We start from the raw sequence: 18801 nt of genomic DNA, 5'->3' as shown, positions 1-18801 counted from the left end.
GAGGTATTGTAGCCTTTCTTGGACCCGTCAGAAGTCGAAATTTACCAAACGCCGAATGACAATCATGCCGAAGGCCATGAAAACGAGACAGCCGATTACAAGCACCTCGCCATAACCGCTTTCCCAAACCTCATCGAAATAGGTCGGTACAAGTGAGTAGATCATCGCGAAAAGAAAGAAGGGGAACAGCATCATTAGCCAGGAAGTAAAGCGACCTTCTGCGGATATGGCACGGATCTTGGCTTTGATCATCAACCGATCTCGCATCATCTGTGCCAAGTTTTCCAAGATTTCGGACAAATTGCCTCCGGTGTTGCGTTGCACGCTAACCGTTACAGCGAGAAGATTTAACTCCGGCGCACCGACGCGTTCAATCATATTTTGCATTGCTTGATCAAGATCCGATCCAAAAGTCATTTGGTCGTTCAAGATGCCGAACTCAGATCCGATCGGATCTGGCATTTCCCGCGCTAGGAGTGCAATGGCTGCATTTAGAGGGTGTCCGGCATTTAGGCTGCGTACGATGATATCGATACCAGGAGGCAGCTGTTGATTGAATTTTTTTATTCTTTTCGACCGAAGAATATATATGGTCAAACTAGATACAACGATAGTGAAGATCATAGAAAAAATTGTAGAAAAAATAAGGTTTAAGTTGAAAACAATTTCAGCGACGGCATAGCCAAGAAATAGAAGGGCAAGAAAGTATAGAACGCGCCGCGATTTGCTTATTTCGAGTCCCGTCTGCGCATAGTAACGCTGAATTCTTTGTGCAAGGCTTTCACCTCCGATTCCTCCAGAAATCCCTCTCCGCAATAGTAAGTCTGTGTAGGCGATGTCGGCGCCCTTATCGACTTTCAATGACTCTAACCGGTTCTTAACCTCTGCAGAACTACGTCTTGAGGAAAACAAGAGCCTTAGCAGCGTGTCAGTGAGAAGCAGCACTGCTGCAAATACTAGGCCATAGATTATTATGGGCGAACTGAACATTCTTCAAAGTTCCTTGGAGGGATCAAAATACTCGAGTGGTACGGGCAAACCCATCGTCGCGAGGTCGTCGAGGAAAGTCGGCCTAATACCGGTTGCGCGGAATTCGCCCGTAACGCGGCCTGTATCATCGACCCCCGTGCGTTTGAAACGCATGATTTCCTGAAGTTGCACAACATCACCTTCCATTCCTGTGATCTCGGAGATCGAAGTGATTTTTCGAGTGCCATCGCGCAAGCGGTCGAGCTGTATGATGAGATCGATCGCGGAAGTGATCTGCGAGCGGATCGCAGTCTGGCTCATAGGCATACCTGCCATACCGACCATCTGTTCCATACGTGAGATGGCGTCGCGTGGGCTGTTTGCGTGGATTGTCGACATTGAACCTTCGTGGCCCGTGTTCATTGCTTGAAGCATGTCGAAAGCCTCTCCTCCCCGGACCTCGCCGACGATAATACGGTCTGGACGCATCCTGAGCGCATTTTTTACGAGATCCCGCTGCATGATTTCGTTTCGCCCATCAACTGTGGGAGGCCGGGTTTCCAGTCTCACGACGTGTGGCTGCTGTAACTGAAGTTCAGCAGCGTCTTCGATTGTAACCATGCGTTCGTCATGAGGAATAAAGGACGAGAGTGCGTTTAGCAGCGTTGTTTTACCTGAGCCTGTGCCTCCTGAAACAACAATCGAAATCTTACCCTCAACCGCTGCTGAAAGAAGTTGGGCCATACCATGCGCCAAGGTATTGTTTTGGACAAGTTTATCCAGTGAATACGGGCGTTTGGCGAATTTTCGGATCGATACTTGTGGTCCATCCACTGCTACCGGCCGAATAGCAACATTCACGCGCGACCCATCGGCAAGGCGCGCGTCGACTAGCGGTGAACTCTCGTCGACACGCCGTCCAACTGAGGCAACGATCTTGTTGATGATCCGCATCAAGTGGTCTTCGTCCTTGAAACGGACTTTCGTGTTTTCCAGTTTACCAAATCGCTCCACGTAAACTGTCCTCGGTCCAACGATCAGAATGTCGGATACCGTATCGTCATCCAGTAGCGGCTCAATCGGGCCAAGCCCTAACATCTCGTCGCCAATGTCTTTGACCAAGCTCTCCAGTTCACTAGAACTGAGTGGGAAGTTGTGGTCCTTTGAATAAGCTCGAACGAGTGGACGCAACTCATCGAGGATTTCGTCCTCCTCCATGGTATCCAAAATAGACAGATTGATCTTATCGATCAGGTAGCGGTGTAACGTGACCCGTTCATTGACGAAATCAGGAGCATCATGGCTTTCCGGCGGTCGTCGCTCCTCGTTAATGTCCAGCGGTTTTTCAAGCTTACCATCAAGAGTTAAAAGCTCGTGGTCCTGCTCTTTTTCGATGGGTATCGCTTTTTCTTTCCTGAAAAATCGCCCGGCCATTTGGCTATCCTTTCTCGATGTTCATCGAACAATCACTTTGGTTCCGGGGGCTACCTTGTTGAAAAGGTCGAGAATGTCAGCATTCGTCAATCGAAAGCATCCGGATGTTTCGTAGCCGCCTATGGTTTCAGCGCTGTTCGTTCCATGAATTCGATACAGCGTATCCCGACCATTCTTGTAGAGATATAGCGCACGTGCTCCAAGCGGGTTGTACGGTCCTGGAGGGACGTATTCCGGCAAGGAGGGGTCGCGACGGCGCATGTCTTGTGGTGGTCGCCAGCCAGGCCATTGTTTCTTACTTCCAACATAAGTGGTCCCCGTCCAAGTGAAACCATCGCGACCAACTGAAATACGGTATCGCTCGGCTTTGCCACCGCCGAGAATACGATGAAGCGTCCTGGCATTGTTTGATATAATTATTGTACCGCGAGGTTCGCTGCTGGGGTAGTCGACGATTTCAATAGTTCGCTCACCGTGGCTTCGAGGAACTCGCTTAGATTTGGCGTTCAAGATAGACGGAAAGGCAATGAGCGCCGCCGCGCCCAAAACGGCTTGTCGTCTCATGAGCTCTTGGCTCATACCTTCGCCTCCACAAGTTCGAGGGTTTTCATATACTTGAGGAGTGCCCGCAAAAACTTAGAACTCTTTGAAATGTCACTTGGGGTAACACCGCGGTCAACGGCTTCACCTATTTGGGTTTTCGCTAGAGGAATGTAAGAGAAGGGGACTTCGCCGAATAGTTCACGAATTTTTTTTCGTCCAATACGTTGCCCAAAAAGGCTGGGCTCCCATTTATTGAAGACCACGTGCAGAGGAAAATCCTTGCCACGCAATTCTTGAATGCGTTCAATAAGGTCAATAGTGTGTTTGATTGCAGGTAGGTTCAACTCGGAAACCAGCGTGCAAGTATTGACAGCTGACAGAACGTCGTCTTTCCATTCGGTTTCGTAGTAAGGAATGTCCAGGAATGTATGCTCATGTTCTACGCTTACAGCATCGAGCATCCTGAGCACCAGTTCATAGCCATTAACTTCGGTATTCAATTCAGGCTCTTTAAATGAATAAAGATAGAACTGGTGTTCATGCCTTTTTTGGATCACTCGAATAAACTCAGCGTCCACACGATGCGGCGTAGAAGCAACGTTTGCCAATTTGTAATTGTTTTTCAGATTTACCGTGTATCCGCAATTTCCGAGGGAAAAATCGAGATCGAAAAGAGCAACGGATTGCTTTCGAAATAATTTCGTTGCGGCTAGGTCAGTCATAGAAACTGCGAGCGTTGTAGCTCCAGAGCCGCCAACAGCTGATACAATTGCGTGCACACGGTTGTTGTAGACCTTCCGCGTGCGGATACCCTTGAACACGCTCTCGATCAAGTCCTTACTCGAAACCGGTTTCGGCATCCAATCATGAATGTTGAATTTAAATAGGCGTCTTGTTTCTTCGGCGCTCAATTGCGGGGAAACCACAATAAGAGGTAGGTCAGGAACCATCGCCCTGACATCTGACAACAGCTCTATCTCCTTTTCCGACAGATGCATAACATTGATAACAAGAATATCGCCAAATGTAGGCGTAAGTACCTCTTTCAGATTGTTTTTATTGAGCTGTGACAGAATCAGCCTGTTTGATGTCCCGAGCAAGTTCTCTATTTCGGAATCGCTGACCCCGTCGCCGGAAAGTATTAACACTTTCGGCATGCGGCTTTCAGTTTGGTTGTCCATGTACATGTTCAAGAGCACGATCTTCCATTACATAAGTCTTCGCTCGTCATTGAGACCGGGTGTGCCGGAATCTGAATACTGGAAGGTAGGCCGGCTGATTGGAACGCCGTGAATATGGTATCAAGCACAAAGAAGTCAAAGTAGAGATTCCGAACTTCCACAGTGACCGTCAGAACTGGACCGTTTGGCCTTCCAGCATACCCCAGATTTGCCCGATGATATGTAATTCGCACATTGGACTGGCGAATGAAAGGTGCGACGTCGCATATTCCGACCACTCCACTCGTGTCTAAACCGCCGCAAGTTCCATCCGCGCCATAATAAAGACGATTGAACTGTGTAGTGTCGCAAGCCGAAGCATCAGCACCACAACTCACTGACGTATAAGAGCTAATTGGTAGGGGATCCCCAGTCGGGATCGTATCATAATCACTCAATGGGGTGATGTCGGTGAGAGGCGTTGATACGACAACTCGACGAGCACCTACTTCCAGCGCTTTGACTGTTTGGCTCCACTGGAAAACCATAATGCTGAATTCGACCATGGCACCGAAGATCAAAATCAGCACGGGAACGACGATAAGAGCCTCTGTCATCGCCAGCCCTGAGATGTCATGCGCAAAAGAGCTTTTTCTCGGTTTTCCTTTCACCATCCGATTGACCTCATTTCGGTCGTGGAATTGATGGTTACTTCATCAGAGAGAATGAGGCCAAAAGCAGGAGACCCTTGGTAAACGACACTTCCAGTCACAACAACAGTGTTTTCGGGGTCTGGAACACTCGACAGCAGACTTTTGTCTGGCGAAAATACAATCTCGCCTGGTTGGTCCCATCCAGGAACGCGAAGTTGACCGTAGCCTGCGCCAAGAGGATGGCCATAAAAGGCTATATTTCGCGCCGTTTGTTCGTCGCAAGTCGACGCATAGGTTGCTGTTGCGGGTCTACAGCGCGACCAATACCTGGCAGCGTCACGAACACCGGCTTGAAGCTGTTCTCGTTGCCACATCAAGTTACCGAATTCGAGCAGGCCAAAAGAAACAATCGTCAGGATAGGAAAGGCTATTAGCGCTTCAATTAAAACTGACCCGCGCTCACAACCAGCAAATCCGGGGTCTTTCTGCCTCGACATTTCAGCCTCTCACTGAGCGTTTTACCGGGTCCAAAACAGAAAATAGGGCAGGGAAGGTAGCCTTAGCGAACCTCCCCTAAGCACCCCGTACAGGGCGATCAGCCCCCTGAACCGACAGTCGTTTTGTACGCCGAAGGTGGCCAGGTCTGTATCTCTTGGATCGATGTATTAGCCGCCCCCGCATCACCCGTACGGGCTGATGAAGTATCCCAGTTATTTAGGTAATCCGGCGTACCACAACTTGCCAATAGCGTAAGTATGCCTGCAACGATTAGCGCACGTTTATTTTTTCTCGATAACGCCATCTTCAAACTCCAAATCTATCATGTGACCATAGGGCCCGACAATCCCTGCGCCTTCTCTGAACCGCCGAAGCAAGTCGCGGTCAACCTCCGTCATCCCCAAGAGAAAGAGCTCAACGTCGTTTGAGGAGCGAGTTGTGTCAAGGGGCGTCTTTAACGGCTGGTCTGGCCCAACTGGCGCTACGAGACGCGGAGTAACCAGGATGACGAGATCCGTTTCGTTTTTCAGGAACGAACGAGAACTGAAAAGTGTACCGAGGATCGGAACCTGACCCAGCCACGGAACTTGATCGGTGTTCCGTTCGTTCCTGGCTTGCAATAGTCCTGCGATTGCAAAACTTTGTCCGTTGCGCAACGAAACAGTGGTTTCTGCACGCCGCGTGTTGAAAGCTGGAACGTCGTCCAGGAAATCGACATCTGAGACCTCTGGAATGATGCGCAGACTGATCAGCTCGTCGTCCAAGACCACTGGCGTGAAATTAAGGCGCACACCGTATTCCTTGAACTCCGTATCCTGAACAATTCCATTCTCTCCCTGCACGGCCACAGGTACAGCGACCTCACCGCCAACGACGAAATTGGCTTCAATTCCGCTTGTGGTGACCAACTTGGGGTTGGCTAGTCGCCTTGCCAAGCCTTTGGCCTCGAGCGCGTTGATGACGTAGTCGATCTGAACGCCCGATATGGAAAGCAGCTGACCCACCGCGTTACCGAATGGAAGCCCGGTCCCCGCCGTCGGGAAGCCAGCGGCTGAATTGCCGGTATTGAACATGTTGCCAGTGCGATCACCGCGTGTGCCAGTCAAATCGACCCCCAAGCCACGGCTTGATTGCCGCTCAACCTCCAGGATCCGAACGTCGAGCTCAACTTGCTGAGCGGCTTTGACCTGCAGAGCATCGATAACTGGCTCCGACGAAAACTGTCCCGCGATTTCGAGAACGCGTTGCTTGTCGACATTGTCTTTCACAACACCGGATACCCGGATGCGATTGTTGACGTTCAGAACGTCAACATTGGCACTAGGCACGGTGCGGGAAATCACCCTCTCAAGCTCTGTGTAATCGATACGTACGCGCACATCGATGACCTCAATCAGTTTTTTGTCCGTAGAATAGAGCGTTACGTTGGTCACGCCCAGGGATTTTGATTGGATGTAGAGAGAGTTGTCCGTCAGAGGAAAAACGTCGATCACATCAGTGTTTCCGATCAGGACGTCCGCAAAGGGCTGATCTGTCGAGATTGTCAGCGTATGACCAGGAGCAATTTCTACTTTTGTAACGACGCCGTCATCAACGATAATGTCACGAACCTGACTCAACGCTTTGCCAGCAGCAACGAGCGAAAAAGCCGCAATTACCGACAACGCCATTAGCTGAAGAAAAGGAAAGAACTGCCTGTCTTTTTCAGTCGAGTTTTCACTGCTCATCATCTCAACCTGCCTGTTTTGTTGCTCAACGGCTTTGTAACAGTTTCCGGCAAAGAGCGCCATTTTGTTCATTCTGTTGCATCAGCAGCCGGCTGTGGTGTTGCGTTATTGCCATTCACCCCTGGTGTTTCGGGTGCGCGATTTGGTTCACCTTGAGGCTCACCGTGCTCAACTTTGTATTCTGCGCGCTTTCCATTCCGGATCACTCCGATAGTCGACTTCTCGGGTCTTGGGGCCGGTGGGGGACTGACAACTTTCTCGATTTCGACAACCTTCTCTATCACCTTCGGTTCAGGTGTCTCGATTTTTTCCTCAACACTGTTCAGCCGGCTCGTTATGCCTTGCGACATGTCCTTTAGTAGCGCTTCAAGTTCGTCAAGCCGTGCGTTTTCGGCGGGCAGTTCGGTCTCTTCTTCGAGCTTCGGTGTAAGATCGTCCGCTACATCCGGATCACTGAGGTCGTTCAGAGTTACACGCTCCATCGGATCCACGTCGGTCGAGGCAACATTGCGAAGAGCAAGCGACAGTGTTCCGACATTGGCTGCAAGCACCAATTTTTGAGCTTCCTGCGTATTCACCTCGAAGGTTACGGTTCGTACAACGCTTGGCTTGTCCTTGCGATCGTCTGCGATTTGGTCGATTGCCAGCACTTTAACGCCCTGGAGAAGCACATCGACATACGAGTTTTCGCGTCCCCCGCGAGTCAGGAGCACGTCAACTCTGTCCCCTGGCAAAACAAATCCGGCCACGCCGAGCACGTCGTTTACGCGAATCGAGATGGCTTTCATGCCGGGCGTTAATTGTGTTGACAGCTTGGCGCGCACACCTGGAAGAGTAATTCGGCTCGCCAGTATCGGCTCGCCGGTTGCCATGTTTGCCAATGCGAAACGAGCGTTCTCTTCAGTGTCGTCGACGACAAGATCGGAGATCTTTTCAAATGATCCTTCAGGTCTGATGGCGCCCGCCCACTCGATTTCACGTAATTTCACCGGTGTTAGGCGCTCGCCAAATGTGAGCCCCTCGGCGGCGACGACCAACGTCGGTTTTTCGACTTCTTTGTCCGAGGTCGTCGTTTCGGAGACTTGGGTCGATAGCACCTGGCGTTGCTCTGCCAGCCAGTCCTGCGTCCCATAGACAGCGAGACCGGCAAGGATTACTGCCACCACCAGACTAAGGATCATAGAAAACCGCATTCACATGCTCCAAAATGCAGTAGGCCACCTATCGGGGCAATTTCGTTGCTTAGTTGCAGCTTGCCTCAGTGCCTTAACGACACACCGCTGCTATCCAAACACAACATGGTAAGGCCGTCAGGCAAGGTCAACCTGCTAGACACGACACGCCGCTCTAAACAATGACAAAGTCTGAGACTGAGACATCATTTCAACATGCTCAGAATTCCGCCCCCTAAAAAAGGGTCACCCCGGCGCAGAGCCGGGGTGATTAACTCTGTCGTCTGTTAGCGAATGCTTTAGACAGCGTCTCGCCAAGCGTTGAATTTACGACGGGGCATTGTCGCCAAGCGAGCCAACCCAGGTTGCCCAAGCGTCCCACGCGTCGCCCAGCTCAGTTCCGAAAAGAAGAACCGCTGTGATCACGCCGCCGATCAAAAGACCGAGCAAAACGAGGTATTCGCTGAGTGCGATGCCTTCCTCTTCTTTGTGGAAGCGCTTCGCGACGTTAGTCAGAAAAGTGCCAAATTTCATTACGTTCTCCATTCCTACAAGTTCGAAACCGTCTCTTCTTTCACCTTAGAAAGCTCCAAGATACGAGATGGCTTCTAAGTCTTCGATTAGCAGCCCACACGCCATATTCGTGACACAAAAAGGGCTAGATAAAAACCGGGTTAGTCCATTTTCCGACACATTTGCCTCTATTGAGTACTCAATGCCACTTCTTACACGCTATTGGAGATCCTTGCGAAACAAAAGTGAGAAAAAGGAGAGGCGAGTGTAGAGAGGAAATATCGCTTGGGTTGCATTTTCCCATCGTGCATCTCTTTGGGGTTGTTTTTCCAGGCGGGGGCAAGCGCGCCTGATTCGCACGAGGATATTACTTCGAGTTAAAGTGGGAGTACTTTCTCTACCGCCCTCGAGAACTGCCCTTGGAGTGCAGTTTGAAAGTTTTTTCTAGTTTCTGGTATTCTCAGTTTAGGATGCGCATGAATAAACCCTTCAAGCCAGCTCAGGAACTTAGGGGAACTCTTCGCCTTTAACGCACCAGAAAGGAGTCCTCCCGGAATTTTTCGTTCAGGGCTGTGCTTCCTGTGAAGCCAACTAGGTCGGTGAGTTCAAAGTCAAGCGCGTCTTGCGAGCCTTCCATCGGTGACAGCGTAAAGACCGTGGCGTAGGTCAATACAGGGATGTCATCGCCAGCTCCTGTCCAAGGATTTGCGGCGCAGTTGACAATGGCCGTGAACAGTTCACGGCGGCCAGTCGTCCCGACCCCGTTTTCCGGGGTATCAACGACCAGGCCCTCATCTATTTCATGCTCATAGATATCGAAGCGAGAGGGGAGCGTGTTACTGTTCAGTACGCCAAGTTCATCGGGATATTGTCGCCGTATAGTCGCGTTGCTGAGCCCGCTGGTATCCAGGTATGAATCCCAAGGATCTCCATGTTTGACTTCCCAATACCCTGGCATCCAGGTACCCGTTTCCGTCTCAATTCCCGTGCCGGTATCCGTATCAACCCTACAGGTCCCCCCGGTTACGGTTTCCGTTATGTTTTCGTCTGGGTTTCCATTAGTGCCGCGAAAAAGGATGTTACCATCGACATCCTGACACTCGCCGCGCAGGTTCCAGTTGCTGTCCTCACCAATAAACGATCCCGCCACACCATCCACAGGTGTTACCATGACTTCGTTTTCCCAAGCACCATCCAGTGACGTATTGCTCGAAAAATTGGAAATGTTTTCATCGGGCGGGAATTCATCCTCAGTATTATTGTAGGAGCCGGAATAGATATCATATCGAGTATTAAAGCCTTGGCTAACGCTTGTGGTCGCACCTGGCTTTGTATCCACAGTGTTGCCTGAGTAGCACTGGGGGTTGTAGCCAGCCAAGGCAGCGCGGAGCACATCTGCACCGGTCCCGAAGGTTTCAAGGTAGCCCCAATTTCCTGGCGCGACGGGGTCGGCTGCGCCGCCGCCCATTTGCTTGATGAGGCGGATCATACGCCCATGCATGCGACCCTCATTGAAAGCGTCCAAAAGCACCTCATATTCGGTACCCTCTTCCTCAAAAGGATTGCAAATCATGATTGGCACAACCTGGCAGGCTGCTCTGGAATATGTCGCCACGGCCACGGCTCTGATAGGGATATCGCCTGTTAAGTTCAGGATGCGTTGGAAGACCGGTTGAAGGTCACTTGATCGCGCTGCGACATACACATAGGCAGCCTCTGCATCTTCAGTTGTGCTGTAAGCTGTTCTCCAAGCTGCATCGATGGGCGTCGTATCATCCGCGGGAATATCGCTCAGGAATGCAACATAGAAAGCGTCAGTATTACTACTTTCATCATAGTCCAGCGTGATCGGCGACTGTGAAGCGTCGCGCAAAAGCATACTTACGCTATTGGAAATTTGCTCCATCGCAGCGTGAGCGTCTGCAATGGCTCCAGGTTCTCCGTCGAGTTCGGCAGCCCCAGCGAGAGCCAGAGCATCCGCCGCAGCTTGCAGGTCGCTTTGCGCATTATTGCCTCGGCCTATGTCAATCAAGATGAGGCCAAATGCGAGAAACACCGGTAGAATGAGCAAGGACATAACAAGGACAAACCCGTCCTCTAAGTCACGCAGGAAAGCCATGATCCCTCCAGGAGGTATGCGCCGTAGATTGCGTTGGTTTCGATGGCGCCTTTAATACTCTTTTTATAATGATAACAATTGGAAGTACTCAAGTACCAGTCTTAGTCCAACGAGAGTGCATGCAACTTGCTCAGTTTTGCGAACACGGTTGCTGTATGCGTCGAGCCTGCCACATGCGCCAGGCCGCGCTTCGGGACTTTTGTGAACGAGCTTGAGATTAACATAGCAGGTACTATGCCACTCGCATCAACATCGCGGGAACCGAGGCTATGCACAGCGGTATTGCATAAGGCACTCGACCTTCGGTCTTCAGCTTGCTGAGCCAGCCCAACAGACCCGTTTCTCTCTTGAAACGAGGAGCTATCTGTATCGCCGCGAAAAAGAGGATGGAGAAGGCTGTCAAAATCGCAGCGAACGATGCAAGGCCAACGTAGCCTATGTGCATTCCCAACGGCAGCATAAGTTTTGCATCCCCGGCGCCCATCATACGAAGACCCCACATGGCGAAGCCGAGCCCGAAAAGAAGAACTCCCGCGAACACGTCGTGAGGCCACGTCGGAAAGCCCATGAGGCCTTGAGAGGGGAGGTAGAGAAGCAACATGGCCAGAACAGCCTTGTTGCGCACCTTCAGATGCTTCGCATCATACCAAGCTATCGCAACCAATAAAAAAGCACTGGCAAACGCAGATAATTTTGCGAGGAAGTGAAGCGTTTCACTCGTCAGGGCGTCAAATCCCCTTGAGTTGACCAGGGCCGCGTTTCGGGAATTCGACCGAGTTGCGCAAGAGCTCGAGATTGTTCGCCGTCACTGGATTGGACGGGTCCATTTCGTATGCCCTCAAGAAATACGCGCGCGCTTGAACCAGTTCTCCGCGCAGAAGCATCGAATAACCGTAGTTGTTGAGGTATTCGATCCTGTTGCCGATCGTCGGCTGGAGCTTCTTGTAGGCGAAATCCGAGCGGTCAAATTTCCGAAGCATGTCGGCACTTGCAGCGAACCCCAACCATGCAGCGGGGTCTTCAGGCGTCACGTCCAGGGCGCGCTTGAACATGCGAAATGACTTCCCGTAGTTGCCGGCTTTGAATTGTGCCTTGGCCGCAACCAAAATCTCGTCATCCGGATAGTAAGCAAGGTTCGACGTGTCCCGCAATGACACTTTACGGTCACTGAACCCAGCGAATTCACCGAGATCTACATTTTCGCAGCCTGCCACGCCAAGGACGATCGCGAAAGCAATAACGCCATGTTTCATGCACTGTGCCCCATTAGCTCGCACCTTTCCGGTGCCTTACGTTCGGAGTATTTCGTGGAAGGTACACCGCAGGGGGTATCGAGGGCTAGCCAGAAAGTTTTCCCGATGCCTTGTTAGTTGCAGCATTCCCACACAGAACATACCTGACACACACGGCGGGGTGTTCTGAAAAAACAACCTACCAAGCCGTTAGCGTTCGCAGATAATCTTACCGGTTCTCGAGGGCGTATCGGCGCAAGCCATTAATTGGAGGCGGTTCTTCAACGTCCATGCCTCTGAAGCCGGTTTAGCAAAACGTATGTCCTCAAGTGTCAGTTCGGCGTTGGCTTGCAGCAACATTGCGCCAAGCCAGTTCGAGCAGGTCGAGGTTCAGTGACGGTGTTCTCTCCAGGTAACGACAAGCGGCGAGGATGTGGCTCATCAGGAACCGTGGATGCGCGCCCGAAGTGATGAAGCGAGCCTTCTCGTATTTTCTGTCAAAAAACTCATTCATAACGTCCTGGTCCCAATCGATCTGAAGGTCGTCACACACGTCGTGAAAAATCTTAAAATAGTCCTCTCTGGTCGGGCTGGGGACATGAATTTTAAAGTAAATCCTCCGCAAAGCTGCGTCGTCGCCCAATTCTTCCGGCATGAGGTTCGATGAGAACACCACGAGTTGATCGAACGGGACGGCAAATTTCTTGCCTGTGTGCAGTGACAGGATATCGAAGCCTTTCTCAAGGGGGACGATCCAGCGGTTAAGGTAGGCCTGAGGCGGTTCCAACTGACGTCCAAAGTCATCAAGTACGAAAACTCCCCCTAGAGCCTTCAGATGCATCGGCGCCTCGTAGAACCTAGCGATCTCGTCGAAGCGGAGGTCAAGCATGGGCAGTGACATTTCCCCGCCAACGATGACAACGGGGCGGTGGCAGAGCACCCAACGCGGGTCGCTGGAGTTCTGGTCTTGTGGAGGATCGGCCAGCTCGTGAAGTGTCTCGTCATAGAACCGTATGATTTGGTTCCCAACGAGGATCGCATAAGGAAAGCTGACCAGATCAAGAAAGGATTTGCCCAGTGCTTCTGCCAATGACGTCTTTCCGTTGCCTGGCTCACCGTAGAGCAGCATTGAGCGGCCCGAGTTTACGGCCGGTCCCAGTTGCGCTTTCAGAATATCGGGAATGACAAGGTGAGAGAATGCCTCATCAAGTTCATCGCGAAGCACCACTTCGTGGCTAATGGACTGCTTGCGAATTTGTTCCTCAAAGGACTTCAAAGTCACGGGAGCCGGGCCGACGTATTGCGAGACCATCATGGCGTCGAGGGCCCATTTCTTGCCCAGATCCGTAAGCGAGTAGCGAATATCAGACTTGATGTTCTCGCTTTCCAACCCTTGTGATTCAACCAGGGCCAGGGACGTCATCTGCTTGATGAGTTGTCGGCAAACAATCTTTGGAAGCTTGATAACCTCAGAGATTTCCGCGGGCGTCATCGTCCCGCCGGCATGCATGATCTTGCAGACGAGATTGATCAGGAAACTATCCGTCAAACCAGTTTCAGCGATTGTCTTTGGCGGTACTCCCGCAGAAAACACATGCTGACGCGCGTTTGCACCAGTCTCAGTTGCCTGTTCAACACGGTCCGTTTCTGACGGTGTGGCATCAGTTTCCGAAAGACTGTCTGCCTCCGGTGCGTTCGCAGTCCTCTCAGACGGGATTTCGACAGCTTCACCAGCCTCAACTGTTTCAGTGGCGGCTACTGTTTCGGCCTCGATCTCGGGGGCCTTGACCTTGGCGGGCTGCTCCTCGATCTTCGTAACCGGGTTGTCATCTTTCTTTGATTTGCCAAAAAGTTTCACTGTCCCACCGCGTCCTTTCCGCCGAGAAAATCATTCCCAGTTCATCTCCATGAACAAGGTGTAAGATATCTTTCGACGTCGGTGAAGCCTAACCGTTTCTTATAAACTTACTGTTTCGAAGGCATTGACGTGAACTCGAACCGAGCAATGTCGCGCACTCGGCTGGCGTTCCTCGTAGAATGAGTACGCCTCAAATGTTGCTAAGCGTCTTGCTTTTGAAGGCATTCCGGAGGGTAGGGCGCTTCTTCGTCGTGCCGTGTTAACGCTACGTATGTGTATCTTGCTCACTTCGTTCAGTCGGCTGGCACAGTATGAGGTGACATGCCGGCATTTCTGACCAGGGCGAATAGGAGGGGGCGTTCATGGGAGCTCTTCACTCTTTTTCCCCTTTACAGATACCTGAACTGTGGGCGCGAAGGTTGAACGAATTCTCCGGCAGAATGTTTCAACTGCGTCCCGACCTTAGAAATCGTGGCGGAGTGCCATTCGCTGCGGACCCGAGGTTCGTTCTTTTGTGGGCCGAGGTGTTGATCGAATACGAATATTGATGCAAAGTAGAACGTAACAAGAACGCACGAAGCGCGGGATACTGGTATAGTACGCCAGGCGAAATCAACACCTTGAGGCAGGGGCATTCAGGAGTTGACACATGTCGAAGAACATCTCTCTGCCTGACCCAGAGCGGTTCAATCTCTCCAGCTTTTCAGACATCCTGCCAAAGCGAGATCCGATCATTGGCGAAGATTTATGGGCCTTCGATGCCTTTCGCGATGCCATGATTTCTGCCCTTGCTCCGGCGACGCCCTATGAATTCGTGATCGCGGAAAACCTGATCGCAATAGAGTGGGAACTCCTGCAGCACCGTCGCATGCGCGACGCCGGCGTAAGGAGGATCATCCGCGAAGAGATCTGCGAAGCCGTCGCGAATAAACGAAAGGCTGAACATGAAAGGGAAGAAGCGGAGGCAAAGCGGGAACATTACGCTTCCGGTGGAAGTTGGTCGGATTGGGAGGGTTCCATATTCGAGCGCGATGCCGCCGAAAAGGAGGGGGCAGATCTCGCGAAAAGAGCAGTGGCGCATGACCAACACGTGCGGGAAAAAGCTTGTGAGGAAATCGAAGAGCTCGGTCTGCATCCTCTTGAATTGATGGCACAAGCCTACCATGAACGTGCTCCCGCGATTTCTTTTCATGAAAACAAGATGCGTGAGCTCGAAAAACTCCGCCATACCATCAGGCGAGAGTACGAAGCCCTTGTTCGGTGTCGGCCATTTGAAGGTGAGGTCGTAGAAAGGTGAAGAGGCGATCTATCATCAACCGAAACCGAGCCAATGCCAAGAAGAGCACAGGGCCGAAGACGAAGCTAGGAAAGGCACGCTCATCGCAGAATGCTCGAAAACACGGAGCGACGGCGAAGCCAGACCCGGAAAGCGTTGCGATGTGGTTGAGGGTCATACTAGATGATCCGGATGTGGCGCCGTCCGATCTCTTGGATGGGGATCGGGAGGTGAGGCTGGCGGTAGAACTCGCCAACGCAGAGGCCAGCTTGCGGCAGGCTGAAAACGCCCTGGCTGAGTTCGAGGCCGGGAAGGCTGAACCGAGTGAAATTGGGAAGGCATTTCAAAATGACGAGTATCATGTTCTTGAAGCATTAGATGCTTTCGAGATGTCTGAGGTGGAGATGGGTAAGGGCTTCAAGCTTTTGCATAGAATTCGTCGTGAAATCCTGGAGGAAACGGCCATTGGCGGTCAGCGGCACAAGTCGTTGCGGGCCTACGTTGGTATTGCCCGAAACAGGAGGAGGCGAGCCTTCGATGCTTGGATGGCTGAACGCACGAGTGGGGCGGAGTGATCATGTCGGGGCTGTTTTCAAAACGAACCCAGATTTCAACCTATGCGAGTTTTTCGCTGGAAGAGATTTGCGTAAGTATATGAATGCATTTTAAATTCATCCGATGGGCTCTCGTGGATGAGCGGAATGAGGGCCAGCTTCGGTTCATTTGGCCTTATAGCATTCGTATCCTTTGTTTTCGCTTGGGCGTGTGGGTTGAGGGCAGAATTCTGAGAACTAAGAATTGCGCCGTTTCTTAGAGGGGCATGCTCACTCTTCGCCCGGTTGCAGCGAGCTCACTTGACGGGAACGGTGCTGGCTTGCGGTCCGTTGTTCAAACTTCGTGATGTGTCGGCGTGTCTTTGCGTAAGCAAGTCTTCGAGAAGAGATGTGCGCACGACAGAAAGCTTCAACGAGGATTGATTAAGGAACGGTTCAGGAGATCGGCCTGATACGGTGGCTCTTGTTTATAGCGAGGCGCCAATAATTTGGTGTTTTGTAAGCCGTAGGGAGGAGGCTCTAGTTAAAAGCATTCCTCGGGCAATGGGGCGAGTTCTCCTGGGTAGATACGATCGGCGCTACCCGAGTTGAGGAGTTTTCTTAAAATAAGATTTGGTTGAAAATTTCGCGCGTTAATTGAGGGGGGGGTGGGCGAGGTTCCTTGGGACGTGTTCTCTTTACCTTGGGTCAGGCAACTGTTTCCGAAATGTGAATTGACTGTTTCCAGCCCCGAAAGTAGCATTCTGTCATAAATGTGGCATCATTAAGGTGGAATTTTGTCTTCGTTATAAGGATTAAGGTGTTTTGGTGAAGAGAGAATTACTGGGGTTGCACCCATGTGGCGTGAGGCAGCGCCAAGCCGGAAAAACAAGAAAGCAAAATGCTTATCGAGGGGAAGTGGCCGGCGAAATTTAGATCGTCGGCTCAAGGTGTTCATAGGGTGGCATTCTGGCCGCCTTCGAGTGGAAGTAAACTCACCATCAGCTGTCAGATGGTGAAACTGGGAAACGGCTCTAGCCGGGGGGAATGAAGATGTCTTTGGATGATACCGATCAAACAATCTTGAGCGATGACCAAATTTTTGGTCTGGACGTCACGACTGACAAACAGGATTACGCTCCTGGAGAGGAGGCGATCATTACCGTTACCGGTCTGGCGGTCGGTGGATCCGTAACGCTGGAGATCGACCACGTCGCGGACGCCGGCGAAGATGGTCTTTATGGAACCGAAGATGACACGATCGTAGAGCTCGGTGGCGAAGGCCACGACAGCTGGATAGTCGTTGATGGTGGTGAGGGCGACCTCGATGGCGAGGCGAACGGCACCATCGTCACGTCCTGGTACGTGAACCCCGACGACAGCCTCGATGAGACGTTTCTTCTCAGTGCGGACGATGGGGCGGAGACTGCGTATCATAGCTTTACGGACAGCATTGGCACGGACGCTGGCGCGGATGTAGACCTTACTATTGACGGTAATTCGGGTGAATTGGGAGGCGTGATCTTCTCCACCGATGCGGAGGGAGCCGGCACCGGTGTTATCAATTCCTTTGTTCGGATTAACACGAATGATCTGGTAGAGGAGGGTTACAATACTTCCTACCGCCCGGTGGACTACGACGAAAACACGAGCCCGCAGTACACGCGCGATCTGTTTTTCGGTGAGATCCCTGTTGTCACGCTCTATGACGAAGAGGGTAATGCGACGCAGTACTTGGAATTCCAGCTCGATATTAATGAGCCGGACAGCGGAGCTACATCCTTCCTCTCTTTGGATGAGATCGAAATCTATGTGTCCCCGGGTCAAATTGAGGGCGAGCGATACGATGGTATCGACTTCGATGGTCAGGCTGAAAAGGTATGGGAATTAGATAGCGACGGAGGAGACTATTGGATTGCGCTCGACTATGGGCTCGAGTCAGGCTCCGGCGTTTCCGACATGATTATGTACGTCCCTCTGGAGTATTTTGATGATGTTGCGGATGACCATTACATCACGCTCTACAGCCAGTTTGGTGAGGAAGGTCTGTACTTTGATCCCGATACGGGCGAGCTCGTCGCAGACTGGGGCAATAACGGCGGTTTTGAAGAATGGTCGGTGCGCGAATTCGCAGAAGTCACCGGTCTGAAATTCAACGATTATGGCGGTGACGGTTCGCAAAACACTGGCGATGAGACGATGGAAGGTTGGGAAATCCGGGCCTACATCGATATTGATCGTGATGGTCAGCTTGACCAGTACGAGTACGATTATGGCGCATACGCCATGACGACCACGGATGTGAATGGCGCGTTCGAACTCAATTTCTTCCTCGACGCTGTGTTGCCCAATAATGGGGAGCTCACGGACGAAAACGGCGTTCCAATTCTGGATTCTGACGGCAACCCGATCACCTTGATCGAAGATGCGCAGTATCTTATCGTCGAAGTCATGCAAGATGGCTGGGAGCAGTCGGCTCCAATTGGCACCACGATTTTGAGCGAAGGCTTGAATACGGGAGACGAAGTACTAGGGCCTAATGGGTACGTTTTTGATCCTGCTAGCAAGGATCTCGACTCGACTTTGCCGGGGTACGATTTCGGGAACTATGAGCCTTTCGGTTCCATCACGGGCGAGAAATACAATGACCTTGATGGCGATGGTGCTGCCGGTTCCAATACTGGGATTTCTGGCTGGACGGTTTACCTCTTTGATACCTCGATCGATACCAATGATGATGGCAGCTTGAGCGAAGCAGAACTGGACGCTGCGCTCGCCTCTGCTACCCCGGTTGACACGACGACGACTGGCGAAGGTGGCACCTATCTGTTCGAACAGGTCGACGTTGGTGATTATTTCGTCGTGGAAGACATTGATGGTCCCGATGGTACTTGGGAGGCAACTACTACACCTTGGCATTCGGTCACGGTTGTTGGTGGCGAGATCTACGGTGATGAGGGAAGTGAAGCGACGGACTTCTTTAACTTCAAGGACTTCAAGATCTCGGGCTACAAGTACGAGGATATGAATGGTGATGGTCTTGGCGGCGGCGACGACGAAGTTTGGGACGATAGTTATGATCCGGTGACGATCTTCATCGACGTCAATGGCGAC

General features: G+C 51.6%; 16 protein-coding genes. 3 read left to right on the top strand and 13 right to left on the bottom strand.

Annotated features, from left to right (window positions below; genetic code table 11):
• Positions 1 to 27: 27 nt before the first annotated feature.
• From E0501_RS07895 to E0501_RS07835, 13 genes are all read right to left on the bottom strand, one after another.
• On the bottom strand, positions 28 to 990 hold the full coding sequence (locus E0501_RS07895; protein WP_137700750.1) for a type II secretion system F family protein: 963 nt from the start codon (positions 988 to 990) through the stop codon (positions 28 to 30).
• A gap of 3 nt (positions 991 to 993) precedes the next feature.
• Positions 994 to 2403 (bottom strand): CpaF family protein, encoded by a 1410-nt coding sequence (locus E0501_RS07890; RefSeq protein ID WP_137700749.1) that lies wholly within the window; start codon positions 2401 to 2403, stop codon positions 994 to 996.
• Between the two features lie 21 nt (positions 2404 to 2424).
• The gene (locus E0501_RS07885; protein ID WP_137700748.1) at positions 2425 to 2982 is read right to left on the bottom strand and encodes a L,D-transpeptidase; all 558 of its coding nucleotides are present in this window, start codon (positions 2980 to 2982) and stop codon (positions 2425 to 2427) included.
• Entirely contained in the window at positions 2979 to 4127 is a 1149-nt protein-coding gene (locus E0501_RS07880; protein ID WP_137700747.1) for a P-loop NTPase family protein, read from the bottom strand. The genes E0501_RS07885 and E0501_RS07880 overlap by 4 nt, the downstream gene beginning before the upstream one ends.
• 8 nt (positions 4128 to 4135) lie before the next feature.
• Complete coding sequence (locus tag E0501_RS07875; RefSeq protein WP_137700746.1) at positions 4136 to 4780, bottom strand: TadE/TadG family type IV pilus assembly protein; 645 nt, start codon at positions 4778 to 4780, stop codon at positions 4136 to 4138.
• A complete protein-coding gene (locus E0501_RS07870; RefSeq protein ID WP_137700745.1) occupies positions 4774 to 5256 on the bottom strand; it encodes a TadE/TadG family type IV pilus assembly protein in 483 nt (160 codons plus the stop codon). The genes E0501_RS07875 and E0501_RS07870 overlap by 7 nt, the downstream gene beginning before the upstream one ends.
• A gap of 282 nt (positions 5257 to 5538) precedes the next feature.
• The gene (locus E0501_RS07865; protein WP_193555882.1) at positions 5539 to 7047 is read right to left on the bottom strand and encodes a type II and III secretion system protein family protein; all 1509 of its coding nucleotides are present in this window, start codon (positions 7045 to 7047) and stop codon (positions 5539 to 5541) included.
• Positions 7048 to 7052: 5 nt separating this feature from the next.
• Positions 7053 to 8177, bottom strand: a complete 1125-nt coding sequence (gene cpaB, locus E0501_RS07860) for a Flp pilus assembly protein CpaB (RefSeq protein WP_137700744.1) — start codon at positions 8175 to 8177, stop codon at positions 7053 to 7055.
• 306 nt (positions 8178 to 8483) lie between these two features.
• On the bottom strand, positions 8484 to 8690 hold the full coding sequence (locus tag E0501_RS07855; protein WP_137700743.1) for a hypothetical protein: 207 nt from the start codon (positions 8688 to 8690) through the stop codon (positions 8484 to 8486).
• A 505-nt stretch (positions 8691 to 9195) separates the two neighbouring features.
• Positions 9196 to 10788, bottom strand: a complete 1593-nt coding sequence (locus E0501_RS07850) for a pilus assembly protein TadG-related protein (protein WP_137700742.1) — start codon at positions 10786 to 10788, stop codon at positions 9196 to 9198.
• A 232-nt stretch (positions 10789 to 11020) separates the two neighbouring features.
• Positions 11021 to 11452: a prepilin peptidase gene (locus tag E0501_RS07845; RefSeq protein ID WP_161594580.1), complete on the bottom strand. Its 432-nt coding sequence runs from the start codon at positions 11450 to 11452 to the stop codon at positions 11021 to 11023.
• 64 nt (positions 11453 to 11516) lie between these two features.
• Complete coding sequence (locus E0501_RS07840; RefSeq protein ID WP_137700740.1) at positions 11517 to 12041, bottom strand: tetratricopeptide repeat protein; 525 nt, start codon at positions 12039 to 12041, stop codon at positions 11517 to 11519.
• A 304-nt stretch (positions 12042 to 12345) separates the two neighbouring features.
• On the bottom strand, positions 12346 to 13878 hold the full coding sequence (locus E0501_RS07835; RefSeq protein ID WP_137700739.1) for an AAA family ATPase: 1533 nt from the start codon (positions 13876 to 13878) through the stop codon (positions 12346 to 12348).
• Positions 13879 to 14527: 649 nt separating this feature from the next.
• On the opposite strand from E0501_RS07835, the gene E0501_RS07830 reads away from it, so the two are divergent.
• From E0501_RS07830 to E0501_RS07820, 3 genes are all read left to right on the top strand, one after another.
• Positions 14528 to 15175, top strand: a complete 648-nt coding sequence (locus E0501_RS07830; protein ID WP_137700738.1) for a hypothetical protein — start codon at positions 14528 to 14530, stop codon at positions 15173 to 15175.
• A gap of 209 nt (positions 15176 to 15384) precedes the next feature.
• A complete protein-coding gene (locus E0501_RS07825; protein WP_205123460.1) occupies positions 15385 to 15729 on the top strand; it encodes a hypothetical protein in 345 nt (114 codons plus the stop codon).
• A 1011-nt stretch (positions 15730 to 16740) separates the two neighbouring features.
• The coding region (locus E0501_RS07820) for a hypothetical protein (RefSeq protein WP_205123459.1) at positions 16741 to 18801 on the top strand (2061 nt) is incomplete at its 3' end.

It is taken from the genome of Marimonas lutisalis, from assembly GCF_005434965.1.
GTDB lineage: Bacteria > Pseudomonadota > Alphaproteobacteria > Rhodobacterales > Rhodobacteraceae > Marimonas_A > Marimonas_A lutisalis.
Note: the sequence above shows the minus strand (reverse complement) of the source record. Positions and strands in the feature narration are given on the sequence as shown.

Coding starts and splice junctions, on each gene's coding strand:
- E0501_RS07880 (WP_137700747.1), bottom strand. CDS start 4,127: ATGGACAACCAAACTGAAAGCCGCATGCCGAAAGTGTTAATACTTTCC.
- E0501_RS07875 (WP_137700746.1), bottom strand. CDS start 4,780: ATGGTGAAAGGAAAACCGAGAAAAAGCTCTTTTGCGCATGACATCTCA.
- E0501_RS07895 (WP_137700750.1), bottom strand. CDS start 990: ATGTTCAGTTCGCCCATAATAATCTATGGCCTAGTATTTGCAGCAGTG.
- cpaB (WP_137700744.1), bottom strand. CDS start 8,177: ATGCGGTTTTCTATGATCCTTAGTCTGGTGGTGGCAGTAATCCTTGCC.
- E0501_RS07890 (WP_137700749.1), bottom strand. CDS start 2,403: ATGGCCGGGCGATTTTTCAGGAAAGAAAAAGCGATACCCATCGAAAAA.
- E0501_RS07885 (WP_137700748.1), bottom strand. CDS start 2,982: ATGAGCCAAGAGCTCATGAGACGACAAGCCGTTTTGGGCGCGGCGGCG.
- E0501_RS07870 (WP_137700745.1), bottom strand. CDS start 5,256: ATGTCGAGGCAGAAAGACCCCGGATTTGCTGGTTGTGAGCGCGGGTCA.
- E0501_RS07850 (WP_137700742.1), bottom strand. CDS start 10,788: ATGGCTTTCCTGCGTGACTTAGAGGACGGGTTTGTCCTTGTTATGTCC.
- E0501_RS07840 (WP_137700740.1), bottom strand. CDS start 12,041: ATGAAACATGGCGTTATTGCTTTCGCGATCGTCCTTGGCGTGGCAGGC.
- E0501_RS07830 (WP_137700738.1), top strand. CDS start 14,528: ATGTCGAAGAACATCTCTCTGCCTGACCCAGAGCGGTTCAATCTCTCC.
- E0501_RS07865 (WP_193555882.1), bottom strand. CDS start 7,047: ATGGCGCTCTTTGCCGGAAACTGTTACAAAGCCGTTGAGCAACAAAAC.
- E0501_RS07855 (WP_137700743.1), bottom strand. CDS start 8,690: ATGAAATTTGGCACTTTTCTGACTAACGTCGCGAAGCGCTTCCACAAA.